Origin of the sequence: Nitratireductor sp. ZSWI3, from assembly GCF_024655565.1 — a bacterium.
GTDB lineage: Bacteria > Pseudomonadota > Alphaproteobacteria > Rhizobiales > Rhizobiaceae > Nitratireductor.
Map to the genome: position 1 here is coordinate 24,672 of NZ_JANKOF010000025.1, position 12,348 is coordinate 37,019.

10 protein-coding genes are annotated in these 12,348 nt (G+C 63.8%); 3 read left to right on the forward strand and 7 right to left on the reverse strand.

All coding sequences use genetic code 11. The features are described from left to right. Positions 1–90 precede the first annotated feature (90 nt). On the forward strand, positions 91–1,572 hold the full coding sequence (locus tag NUU27_RS10360; RefSeq protein ID WP_257762024.1) for a M48 family metalloprotease: 1,482 nt from the start codon (positions 91–93) through the stop codon (positions 1,570–1,572). A 67-nt stretch (positions 1,573–1,639) separates the two neighbouring features. On the opposite strand, the gene NUU27_RS10365 is transcribed toward NUU27_RS10360, so the two are convergent. The 6 genes from NUU27_RS10365 to NUU27_RS10390 form a co-directional block, all read right to left on the reverse strand. Beyond that, on the reverse strand, positions 1,640–2,497 hold the full coding sequence (locus tag NUU27_RS10365) for an RNA polymerase factor sigma-32 (RefSeq protein ID WP_257762025.1): 858 nt from the start codon (positions 2,495–2,497) through the stop codon (positions 1,640–1,642). A 625-nt stretch (positions 2,498–3,122) separates the two neighbouring features. After that, complete coding sequence (locus tag NUU27_RS10370; protein ID WP_257762026.1) at positions 3,123–3,692, reverse strand: CarD family transcriptional regulator; 570 nt, start codon at positions 3,690–3,692, stop codon at positions 3,123–3,125. 382 nt (positions 3,693–4,074) lie between these two features. After that, positions 4,075–4,413: a ferredoxin FdxA gene (gene fdxA / locus NUU27_RS10375; protein ID WP_257762027.1), complete on the reverse strand. Its 339-nt coding sequence runs from the start codon at positions 4,411–4,413 to the stop codon at positions 4,075–4,077. A 167-nt stretch (positions 4,414–4,580) separates the two neighbouring features. Then, positions 4,581–4,973 carry an RNA-binding S4 domain-containing protein gene (locus NUU27_RS10380; RefSeq protein ID WP_257762028.1) on the reverse strand — a complete coding sequence of 131 codons (393 nt, stop codon included), beginning with the start codon at positions 4,971–4,973 and terminating at the stop codon, positions 4,581–4,583. Positions 4,974–4,980: 7 nt separating this feature from the next. Next, on the reverse strand, positions 4,981–8,037 hold the full coding sequence (locus tag NUU27_RS10385; RefSeq protein WP_257762029.1) for a helicase-related protein: 3,057 nt from the start codon (positions 8,035–8,037) through the stop codon (positions 4,981–4,983). Positions 8,038–8,803: 766 nt separating this feature from the next. Continuing rightward, positions 8,804–9,685: a LysR family transcriptional regulator gene (locus NUU27_RS10390; protein WP_257762030.1), complete on the reverse strand. Its 882-nt coding sequence runs from the start codon at positions 9,683–9,685 to the stop codon at positions 8,804–8,806. A 237-nt stretch (positions 9,686–9,922) separates the two neighbouring features. Between NUU27_RS10390 and NUU27_RS10395 the strand changes: the two genes are divergently transcribed. Then, positions 9,923–10,594 (forward strand): SDR family oxidoreductase, encoded by a 672-nt coding sequence (locus NUU27_RS10395; RefSeq protein ID WP_257762031.1) that lies wholly within the window; start codon positions 9,923–9,925, stop codon positions 10,592–10,594. A gap of 313 nt (positions 10,595–10,907) precedes the next feature. Next, positions 10,908–11,294 carry an ester cyclase gene (locus NUU27_RS10400; RefSeq protein WP_257762032.1) on the forward strand — a complete coding sequence of 129 codons (387 nt, stop codon included), beginning with the start codon at positions 10,908–10,910 and terminating at the stop codon, positions 11,292–11,294. A 124-nt stretch (positions 11,295–11,418) separates the two neighbouring features. Here the strand turns inward: NUU27_RS10400 and phbB are convergent, their stop codons facing one another. Then, on the reverse strand, positions 11,419–12,138 hold the full coding sequence (phbB, locus tag NUU27_RS10405; RefSeq protein ID WP_257762033.1) for an acetoacetyl-CoA reductase: 720 nt from the start codon (positions 12,136–12,138) through the stop codon (positions 11,419–11,421). Positions 12,139–12,348: the final 210 nt, after the last annotated feature.

Here is a 12,348-nt window from a genome sequence, read left to right on the forward strand (position 1 = left end):
CCGATGTGCGGTCACTGCATTGCAGTGATCGGGGAATCGGCCAAGATCAACCGGAAGGACACGAGCCTGTCCAATCGAGCGCCTGCAAAGATGAAGTCCTGGTCCATCGCGCGAGGCCACACGCGCACCGTCATCGCCGCCCTCGTCCTGTCGACCGCCCTGTCCGGTTGCCAGATGATCGACACGAGCACCGGCAGCTTCATGCCGTCGTCCAACCCGGTCACGGTCGATTCCGTCACGCGCGGCAACCGCCTCGCGCGGCAGGCCGGCCAGCAGCACCCGCGCATCCTGCAGACCTATGGCGGCGAATATTCCGATCCCAAGCTGGAGCGCATGGTCGCAAGGGTTGTGGGCTCCCTGACGCTGGACGAGCAGAATACCGCGCCCGCCTACCGCATCACCATCCTCAACTCGCCCAACGTCAACGCTTTCGCGCTTCCCGGTGGCTATCTCTACGTGACGCGCGGACTTCTGGCACTGGCCAATGATTCGGCCGAGCTTGCCGCCGTCCTCGCCCATGAGATGGCTCACGTGACGGCCAATCACGGCATCGAGCGCCAGAAGATGGAAGCCGAGGAGCAGTTCGCCACCAAGGTGGTGAACGAGGTTCTGGGCGAGGATCCGGTTGCGCAGACGGCGCTTGTGCGCGGCAAGCTGCGGCTGGCGCAGTTCTCGCGCAACCAGGAGCTGGAGGCCGACCGCATCGGCATCCGAACCGTCGCGCATTCGGGCTACGACGCCTTCGCCGCCGCCCGTTTCCTGCAGGCGATGGATGCCTATCAGGGCTTCCGTAGCGTCAGCGGCGCCACGGATGCGAGCCTCGACTTCCTGGCCAGCCACCCGAACGCGCCGCGCCGCATCGAGCTTGCCCAGCGCCATGCGCGGGAGCTCGAGCAGCCCGGCTCGGGCAAACGTGACCGCGACCCCTTCCTCGCCGGCATCGACGGCATGGTCTATGGCGATTCGCCGGAGGAGGGTTATGTGCGCGGCCGCGACTTCCTGCATCCGGGCCTCGGCGTCGCCTTCCGCGTGCCAGAAGGATTCGTCATCGACAATTCGGCCACTGCCGTGACCGCGGTGGGGCCGGGCGACGTCGCCGTCCGCTTCGACGGCGCGACGGTCCCGGAAAGCACCTCGCTGACGCAGTATCTGACGAGCGGCTGGGTAGCAGGCCTCGAACCCGGCACGATCCGGGAATTCTCCCTCAACGGCCGCCCCGCCGCAAAAGCCAGGGCCGCGGCCGACAACTGGCAGTTCGACGTGACGGTGATCCGCTCCGGCGGCCAGGTCTATCGCTTGCTGACGGCGGCACCCGCCACCAGCACGGAACTGAACCAGGTCGCCAATGAGGTCGGGCAGAGTTTCCGGATCTTGAACGACGCCGAGAAGGCCGGCCTGAAACCGCTGCGGATTCGTGTCGTCACCGTCAAGCCCGGCGAAACCCTCGGCTCGCTCGCCGCGCAGATGAGGGGGGTCGACCGCAAGGTCGAGCTGTTCCGCCTGCTCAATGCCATCAGCCCCGGCGGCACGCCATCCGTGGGCAGCAAGGTGAAGATCATCACCGACAGCTAATCCTGCTTGCAGCGCCGCGTGTGCCGGGCGCACAGATGCTGTAACTCGTTGACCTGCGCATCGCGCCTCAGACCATCGGCGCCGACAAGACGGGATGCGCCCTGGTCAGCGCCAGGCGCAGTTTCTCCAGCGCCCGGTTCTCGATCTGGCGGACCCGCTCCTTGGAGATGCCGAGTTCGACGCCCAGCGCCTCGAGCGTCGCCCCCTCTTCGCTCAGGCGGCGCTCCCGGATGATCTGAAGCTCACGATTGTCCAGCACCTCCATTGCATCGGCCAGCCACGATGCGCGTCGTTCCGCGTCGATCGTCCGGCCGACGACCTCGTCGATGGGCTCGTCTTCGGAGGGGATGAACTCCATGCGCTCGGCAGAACCCTCTCCCTCCTCGCGCACCGGCGCGTTGAGCGAGACGTCGGAGCCGGAAAGCCGGGCGTCCATGACGGCGACATCGGCCACCGAGACCCCCAGGACCCGTGCCGCCTCCTGATGGATCTCGGCCGCGGTGCCCATGCCCTTCTGCAATTTGGCCCGGAGTCGGCGATAGTTGAAGAACAGCGCCTTCTGAGCGGAGCTGGTTCCGCCCCGCACGATCGACCAGTTGCGCAGCACATAGTCCTGCATGGAGGCGCGGATCCACCAGGTGGCATAGGTGGAGAACCGCACGCCACGCCCCGGATCGAACCGCGACGCAGCTTCCAGAAGGCCGATATGCCCCTCCTGGATCAGATCGCCGACCGGAAGCCCGAAGCTGCGGAAGCGTGACGCCATGGCGATCACCAGCCGCATATGCGCAATGGCGATCTCGTGCAGAGCCTGTTGATCGTGCTTGTTGTGCCAGCGTTCGGCCAGCGCCTGCTCATGGTCAGGCGCGAGATAGGGCGCCTTCATCGCCGCCCTGACCAGCTTGCGTTCCGCCCGGTCTTGCATGATGCACTCCCGCGTTCGCGGCGCATGCCCGGAGCCGGGCACCGCACGCCCCAAGCCCATGAGCGCCGTGCGTCCTTTTGGACGCACAAAGGGCGCTCAATCTTCTTGTTTTCCGCATTTTTGCGACCGTCAGGTGATTCCACCTGACTGCAAAATGCTAATGCACATCGGCGCATCGCCGACGCGCGGTTCAGGTGTCAGAACGCTCTGACGCACCGTCTCCGTCGCGCGGCCGCGTCAAACGACGGATGTCCCCCTTGCCGCGTCCCAAGCCGTTCCGACGCTGTTGCATTTTGCAGTCAGGTGATTTGTCCCGACGTCCGCACGCATGCGGACAGCAAAATGATAGAGCGTCCCTGTGTAGCCTCCGAAAGGACGCACGGCGCTCCAGCGGACATCACTTGAACTAACGAGTGGAAAACAAGAAAAGTTCCAGCCTGTCGCCGATGGATGCGGCGGCTCTTGGGAAATACATGAAAAGTATTTTCACATCAGTCGGTTATAGGCGACCAGAGATTTTCAGGGACGGTGCGCGACCCCGCTTCGGAAGCATCGGGAGGACACAAGACAAAAGGCCCGGCTGCGGTCAGCCGGGCCTTTTGGAAAAACGTCGGGGCAGGAAGCCTTATGCGGCTTCTTCCTTCTCGGTCTCCTCATTGTCCGCCTTGCCGCGGCGCGGACCCTTGTTGAGGTTGACCTCGATCAGGCGCACGGCCTCGGTTTCAGACATCCGGTTGACGGCGGCGATCTCGCGCGCCATGCGGTCGAGCGCGGCTTCGTAGAGCTGGCGCTCGGAATAGGACTGCTCCGGCTGATTGTCGGCGCGATAAAGGTCCCGCACGACCTCCGAGATGGAGATGAGGTCGCCGGAATTGATCTTCGCGTCATATTCCTGCGCGCGGCGCGACCACATGGTGCGCTTGACGCGGGCGCGACCCTGAACGACCTTCAGCGCGCGGTCCACATAATCGGTCTCGGAGAGCTTGCGCATGCCGATGGAGGTCGCCTTGGCGACCGGCACCTTCAGGCGCATCTTGTCCTTCTGAAAATCGATGACGAACAATTCCAGCTTATGACCGGCGACTTCCTGCTCTTCGATGGTGACGATTTGCCCGACGCCATGGGCCGGGTAGACAATAAATTCGCCAGTCTTGAATCCCTGGCGCTGCGCCGATTTCTTCTGCTGGGTGGTCATCCGCCTAACACTCCTGTTCTTAATGGGGCTTGCGGAGGCAGCCTCGCCGAGGCAACGTCGCAAGCCCAACCGCCAGCCGGTTTGTCGGGCACAAAGAAAGGTAACTCCGGGAAGATCCGCGATCGCGCCTGCACCATGGCCCGCCAAGCAAACCGAAAAAGCCTGATCCAGATTGCTCTGGTCCGGAATTAAGCCCCACTTTCAGTGATGAGTTCGTGTGCGCGCCATAAAAAGACGTGTTGTCACCGGCATGATTGCGTGACCATACTACAAAAAGCTGAAAGAATCAACAATTTGCCGCGTGCGCGAAGATGTCGCGGCAGGAATCTACCCGACAGCGCACACTTTTCGGCTCTGCATCTCAGCCCACAGACGGAGGGGCTCAGTCGCCCTCGCCCGGCTCCGGCGAGAAATACAGCTCGAACTTGTTCTCCACCCCGTCGAACTCCTTGGCGTCGGCGGGCGGTTCCTTCTTGGCCGTTATGTTGGGCCATTTTTCGGCATATTCGGAATTCAACTGCAGCCAGTTGTCGAGGCCCGGCTCCGTATCCGGCTTGATCGCCTCTGCCGGGCATTCAGGCTCGCACACGCCGCAGTCGATGCATTCATCCGGGTGGATGACGAGCATGTTCTCGCCTTCGTAAAAACAGTCCACCGGGCAGACTTCTATACAGTCCATGTACTTGCACTTGATGCAATTGTCGGTGACGATATAGGTCATGAGCGCTCTCGGCTGACAGCATTTGCGAATGTCGAGGGTGAGGTAGCCCCTTTGCCGGGTCGTTGCAAGGCCCGTTGTTGCGCCGCAATCGTCGCAGGGGGAATCGATTTCCAACGCGCCGAGCCGACCATGCGGCAAGCCCCGTGCCCAGGGCGCGTTTCCAGCCGTTACGGCTCGTCGCGCCAGCGGTCGAGGGCGCGCCGTTCTCTCTTGGTCGGGCGGCCGGCGCCCGCCTCGCGCAGCGGAACTTGCGCCTCCGCGGCGCGCGGAGCCGTCGGCTGCGGTGTCAGGTCCTCGTAGAGCGTGCGCGCTTCCTCCGCCGGTCCCCGGCGGCTGCCCGCCGCGAGCACGCGGTAGACCAGGATCCTGCGGTCGAGCGTGATGGTCAGCACGTCGCCCGGCTTCACGGCATAGGCGGCCTGCTCGATCTTGTTGCGGTTGACCCGCACGCGCCCGCCCTGCGCCAGCTTGGCGGCCAGCGAGCGGGATTTCACCACACGCGCGAAGAACAGCCACTTGTCGATGCGCTGGCGCTCGGTGGCTGTCTCGCTCGAAGTCATGAAGCGGTTACTTCTTCAACTGTTCCTTGAGAGCGGCGAGCTTGGCGAAGGGCGAATCGGGATCGATCTTCGCCGGGCGTTCCTCGCGCTGGCGATACGGCGCGCCCTTGCGCTGGAAGCCGTGCTTCTCGCCGTCCTCGTTGCGCTCCCTGCCACGCGGCTTGCCGCGATGCTGCGGCTTGCCGTCGCGCTCCTGGCGACCGCCGCCCGGGCGGCCGTTCCGCTCGTTGCCCTTGCCGGCCGGGCGCTGGCCCTGCCGCTTGCGCCCCTCGAAACGGCCTTGCCGCCAGATCAGAACCGGCTTCGCCTCTTCCTGTTCCGCCGAAGCTTCCGGCAAGGCGGCATCGGCCTCCGCGACCGTTTCAGCAGCAGGAGCCTCTTCTGCCGCAGGAGCTTCCACGGTCGCTGGGGTCGCGTCTTCCACGGCCGCCTGAGGCACAGCCTCCGCGGTCTCGGCCGGCGCATCGCCGGAGGGGGCCTCGGCTGCGGCTTCCGGGCTTTCGCCGGCCGCTTCGCCCGCGGCGGCATCGGCCTCGCCAGCCGGCGCCGGCTGAGAAGCGGCAGCAGCTTCGTCGAGAGTCTTCAGATGCGCGGCCACCTCTTCGGCCGGCTTCGCCTCGCCGCGATAGCCGAGCCCTTTGAGGATCGCCTCCATGTCGTCGGCGGTGGCGCCGAGGATCGACATCATCGCGGGCGTGACGACGAAGGCGCTGCCGTCATATCCGCCATCCGGACGCGCGCCGGTTCCGGGCCTCCAGGTCAGCGCGGGGCGGATGAGGTCGGCGAGCCGCTCCAGAATGTCCACACGCACGGCGCGGCGGCCGAGATTGCGATAGCCGGCCAGGCCGTAGAACGCCCGCTCGAATGTCGGCTCGGAGACGATGGAGGTGCGGCCGGCGGCAAGCGCGGTCACGACATCGCCGTAGCCGGGCTTGTCCTTGGCATCGTTCTTCAACGCCCAGAGCAAGGTTATCAGCCCGGCGGGCGCCGGCTTGATCAGCGCCGGAACGAAGATGTGGTAGGCGCCGAAGCGCACGCCGAGACGACGCAGCGCGGCGCGCGCATCCTGGTCGAGCGCACGCACGTCCTCGGCCACATTGCGCCGGTTGATGAGGCCGAAATTCTCGGCGAGCTGGAACGCGATGCCGCGCGCCATGCCCGACAGGCTTTCCGAATCGCGCAGGTCCACGAGCGGCTTCAGCAGGGATTCGATCTGGAAGTTGACGAAGCGCTCGGCGCGCGCGGCGACCTTGTCGCGCGCCGGCCCCGTCAACTGCTCGTCGGCCAGCAGCACGACGCGCGGCTTCAGCGCCTCGTCGCCGGCGACGAGCGTCGCCACGGGCTGCCCAAGCCAACGCAGGAAACCATCGGAATCGAGCGCCAGATCGCCATTGCCGGAAGCGGCGAACCGATCGGCGCGCGACTCGAACTCGAGCGCCAGGGCCTTCTGCGCCGCGGCCTTGACCGCGCGCGCATCCTCGCCTTCCGCCGAGCGGTCGGCGGTGAAACGGAACCCTTGCATCTCACCAACGTGATGCCCCTCGACGAGGACTTCGCCTGCGGGGCTGACTTCTGCTTCCGGCATTGCATTCTCTCTCAGACGCTTCATGAGCACGGAAGTCCTGCGGTCCACGAAGCGTTTCGTCAATCGCTCATGCAACGCATCGGACAGGCTGTCCTCGATCTCGCGTGTTTTTTCTTGCCAGTGTGTCGGATCGGCCAGCCACCCTGGCCGGTGCGAAACGAAAGTCCAGGTGCGAATCTGGGCGATCCGCTGCGACAGCGTGTCGATGTCGCCCTCGGTGGAGGAGGCGCGCTGCACCTGCTCTGCCATATAATCTTCATCGACGTGGCCCAAGCGCGCCAGGTCGTTGAAGACCGCGCCGACGAGCTCCGCATGCTGCGCCGGGGCGATCTTGCGATAGTCTGGCAAGGCGCAGGCGTCCCACAGAAGCGCGACGCGCTCGCGCCCCGTTGCGAGCGCACGAACCTCGTCGTCGCGCGACAGCAGATCGAGCACGCGCGCATCGGCGGCCGGCAGAGCCCGCGTCAACCCGTCGACGGGCGGCGTGACGTCGAGCGAGGCCTTCAGGGCATCGACGCTGGCGAAATCGAATTCGGCCGTTCGCCATTGCAGGACCTTGACCGGGTCGAACTGGTGCGTCTCGATGCGCTCGACCAGCTCGTCGGGAAAGGGATCGACCTGGCCCGTGACGCCGAACGTGCCGTCGCGCAGGTGGCGGCCGGCGCGGCCGGCGATCTGGCCCAGCTCCGCCGGGTTGAGGTCGCGATACTGGAAGCCGTCGAACTTGCGGTTCTGCGCGAAGGCGACGTGATCGACGTCGAGGTTGAGGCCCATGCCGATCGCGTCCGTCGCGACCAGATAATCGACGTCGCCCGACTGGTAGAGCGCCACCTGGGCGTTGCGGGTGCGCGGGCTGAGCGCGCCGAGCACCACCGCCACACCGCCGCGCTGGCGGCGGATCAATTCGCCGATCGCATAGACCTCGTCGGAGGAGAAGGCGACCACCGCCGAGCGGCGGGGCAGGCGCGTGATCTTGCGCGATCCGGCATAGGTGAGCACCGACATGCGCGGCCGGGTGATCACCGAAAGGCCCGGCAGGAGCCTTTCCAGGATGCCGCGCATCGTTCCGGCGCCGAGGAGCAGCGTTTCCTGGCGCCCGCGCAGATGCAGGATGCGATCGGTGAAGATGTGCCCGCGCTCGAGATCGGCGGCGAGCTGCACCTCGTCGATGGCCACGAAGGCGGCATCGGTCTCGCGCGGCATCGCCTCGACGGTGCAGACCGAGTAGCGCGCGCCTGCCGGCGTGATCTTCTCCTCGCCGGTGATCAGCGCCACGTTCTGCTCGCCCGCCTTGGCGACGACGCGCGCATAGACCTCGCGCGCCAGAAGGCGCAGCGGCAGGCCGATCACCCCCGTGTGGTGGGCGACCATGCGCTCGATGGCAAGATGCGTCTTGCCTGTATTGGTGGGCCCGAGGATGGCTGTCACGTCACGGCCGGACAGCGCCTGCGGCTTGCGTGTCTGAGACTGGAAATTCATAGAGCCCGGGAAGCCACTCTTCCTCAGCAACAAAAGGCGAGCCTTCGGTTACCACGCTTTGCATGGTTATTCCAAGATGCCAGTTTCTCACCCTTCGCGCCCGGCTTGGCGACCGCGGCACAATCATCGCCGTTAACGTCTGGAACGAGTCTGGAACGAATCAGCGACGAATCACTGACTCCGCCCGATTCCTGTTTTGTTCACCACAAGATGCAGTGCCTCGAACCTTCCTGGGACCGATATGCTGAATCGCCCTGCGCCCCTTCCCGCCGGAAATCGCCCGGATCGTTAACCTTTTCGTCCAATGACCGGCACCGCCGGATCTCGCATTCTGTAACGGTAAGAATTCATTAAGGAATCTATACCGTGTGTGAAGGAAATTCCGCGCCGCCCCGTCCTGGCGTTAACACTCCGATCAAATGCGGAACGAATCGGCGACGAATCAGAGCGCGCCGCGTATTCCCGGTCTGTTCTCCACAAGATGTTGTGTCTTCCACCGGGCATCAACAGATTGGCCACAGCTTGTCCACAGCCGGCCGGCCGCCGGATGCACACGGCATTAACCGTTGTGGCTCAAATTGATACACAACGCCGGATCGCATCGACGCCGCGCATGGTTCGACAAGCTCACCATGAAGGCTCCACGCGGCAGGAAGCCTTGCTCCGGGACATTGCACAAGGATTTGCAACCCTCTACTCCCTCATGGCAGGGCAATCGCATATGGATTTAGCCTACCTGTTTGATCCTTGGTTACCTTGTCCCCGATCAGTGAAGCAGGCCCACCATGGCCTCCAGCAAGGCCTGCACGCGGCGGGGTTGCGCGCGCGTTGCAGGCCAGACAGCCTGCAACGGCAAGGCTGCCACCTGATACTCGGTCAAAAGTGACACCAATCGGCCCACGGCCAGATCCTCAGAGATATCGCATTCGGATTTGCGCACGACCCCGTGCCCCGCCACGGCCCAGCGGCGCACGAGATCGCCGTCATTGGCCATACGATCCCCGCGCACCATGACTGTTTGCGGCTGCTGGTCCACGACGAACGGCCAGTTTCGGTCCGCATCGGGGCCAAAGCGCATCAGGATGCAATTGTGCTGCACCAGATCGGTCGGGTGGCGTGGGATGCCGCACCGCTTCAGATATCTCGGCGCGGCGCAGACGATCCTTGAGCTGTCCGCCAGCTTTCGGGCAATCAAACTGCTGTCCGCCAGATTGCCATACCTGATGGCCAGATCGAACCCCATGGCGGCGATGTCGACATAGCCATCCGCCAGATGCAGATCGACGGTCACTTCAGGATTATCTTGCAAGAACCGATCGATGATTGGCGACAAGCGATTTCGTCCAAGGTCCGATGGAGCGCTCAGGCGGATGGGGCCGGCGATCCGTTCGACGCCGAGCCTTATCCGGCTCTCCAGTTCCTCGGCTTCCGCCAGCAGCCTGTTCGCCCCGGCAACAAGCTCGCGCCCTTCTTCGGTCAGGCTTATCGAGCGGGTTGTCCGGTTCAGCAGCCGCGCACCATAGTGGGCCTCCAGCGTCGCAAGGCGCTCGGACACCGTAGCCGGTGCAAGGCCCAGCTCCCGCCCGCCGGCGGCCAGCCCGCCCTTTTCGACGATGCGCAGAAACAGCGTGAGATTATCAAGCAGCATTCTTCGCCATTTCCGAATTATAATTTCGGATTGTGCTCAATTCTCCCGCCAAGGCGCAAGGCGTAATTTTCCGATCACGGAGAAAACACGCCCATGCAACTCGACCTTGCCACCCTGCGCACACGCAACCTTCCTCGGACCCTGGCCTTTTTCGAAGAAATGGACGAGCGGCGCCTATTCCTGCGGCCCCCTACGGCCAGTCGATCGAAGCCGTCTTCCGCAATGAAGGACAAGCACATGACGCCCCTTTCTGACTCCAGAGCCATCGTCATCGGCGGAACTTCCGGCATCGGGGCGGCGCTGGCCGATGCACTTGAAATGCGCGGTGCCGAAGTCGTCCGCGCCAGCCGCGCCACCGGGTTGGACCTGGCGAATGGTGCGTCGCTGCCGGGTTGGTTCGATGCGCAAGGCCCTTTCGACCACCTTGTCGTCACTGCCGGATCGCAAGCCCCCGGCGGAGGGTTTGGAGCGCTCGACCTTAATGCCGCCCGCGCCGCTTTCGATGTGAAGTTCTGGGGGTCGGCCCGTGCCGCCCAGGCCGGGGCGGCACTGATCCGCCCCGGCGGCACCATCACCCTGACCAGCGGCTTCCTTGCCCGCCGCGCGACGCCCGGCAGTTTCACCAAGACCGCGATGAATGCGGCAATCGAGGCAACGGCCAAGCTGCTCGCCAACGAGCTTGCCCCCCTGCGGGTGAACGTCGTCAGCCCAGGGCTGACCGATACAGAGGCCTATGCTGCAATGCCTGAAGACAAGCGCATCGCCATGCTGACCGGCGCCGCCGGACGGCTGCCCGCCGGCCGTGTGGCGCAACCGCAGGATGTTGCCGCCGGCTACCTCTTCGCCATCGAAACCCCTTCCGTCACCGGCGCGGTCATCGACATCGACGGCGGCGCCCTGATCGCCTGACCCGAAGATGCGAAATGACCACTCATTTTGCCCCCCCTTGACCTGGCAGAGACTGCTATCGCATGGACCTCCCAGCGCCCTTGCGGGCTGGTCCAGAGGTTTTTTTTAACATCGCCGCAGATGTTCGATGCTAGCCGCATCAATTCTACCTGTTAGCCACCAATCCTCTCCCGGCCCCCTTTGTCAGAATCGTAAAATGGGTTTGTGGCAGTCCAGAATGGCATCACGAAAGAATGCTTGACCTTAGTATTTCCGCGCCGCACCATTCTATTTGCGGCAGCGGGGAAACAACCAATCTTCAGAGATAATGCCAATGCCCCACGGACAACTGTCTGATCTCTATCGGAACTATATCGACTGCCTGAACCGCCAAGACTGGATGAATCTCGGACAGTTCGTTGACGATAAGGTTCACTACAACGATAGGTGGGTGGGACTGGTGGGTTATCGGGAGATGCTGGAAGGCGATTTTCGGGCCATCCCTGATCTTCACTTCAACATTGAGCTTTTGCTTTCCGACCCGCCGTGTGTCGCCAGCCGCCTGCATTTCGACTGCACTCCGACCGGCATCTTATTTGGCCTGCCCGTCAACGGTAAGCGGATCCAGTTCGACGAGAATGTGTTCTATGAGTTTGCCAATGGGAGGATCGCAAGGGTCTGGTCGATAATCGACAAGGCAGCGATTGCAGACCAAATCTGAGGCATTTCCATTGGTCGGATCCTAACAGCAGCCATGCACCCGCAAGCTGCCAGTCTGCAAACGGCCTCTTAGCGGATTTGCGCGACCAGGGCAGATCCTTGGATTCCGGTCTTGGCCTAAACACCTAGACGAAATACTGACCGCCATTGACGGTCAGCGTCGAGCCCGTGACGAAGCCGGCATCGTCGGAAGCCAGGAACAGCACGGAACGCGCGATCTCGGACGCCTCGCCGAGACGGCCGACCGGAATCTGCGCGATGATCTTCTCGCGCACGGCCTCGGGAACCGCCATCACCATGTCGGTCGCGATATAGCCGGGGCAGATGGCGTTGACGGTAATGCCGAAGCGCGCGCCCTCCTGCGCCAGTGCCTTGGTGAAACCGATCTCGCCGGCCTTGGCGGCCGAATAATTCGCCTGCCCCATCTGGCCCTTCTGGCCGTTGATGGACGAAATGCTGATGATGCGGCCGAACTTGCGTTCCCGCATGTTGGCGAAGACCCGATGGGTCATGTTGAAGACGCCGTTGAGGTTGACGTCGACCACCGCGCGCCAATCCTCGGGCGTCATCTTGTGGAACATGACATCGCGGGTGATGCCGGCATTGTTGACGAGGATGTCGATGGGGCCGAGTGCGCTCTCGACGCTCGCCACACCCTCGGCACACTGGTCGTAGTCGGCGATAGACCATCTGTAGGCCGCTATGCCGGTGTCATCGATGAAGCGTGCAGCCGCCTCCTCGTTGCCCGCATAGTTTACCGCAACGCGATAACCCGCATCCTTCAACGCGACCGCAATCGCCGCGCCGATGCCGCGCGTACCGCCCGTGACAAGTGCCGTTCTCATGAAGATCGCCTCCCTTTGATGTTCGTTCCCCCGCCGCTCCGCCCTAATTGGTGACTGGGCGAATTCCGGCCGGCGCGCAGCTTGTGGCCTGACCCAAACAGATTGTACCCATCTGTCTGGACAAGTCAGCCCACAAGTTATTGACCTGGTGGGACGATTTTTCCTGACAGATAGGCACCATCTGACAGGATCGCACCACTAGCAGCGCAC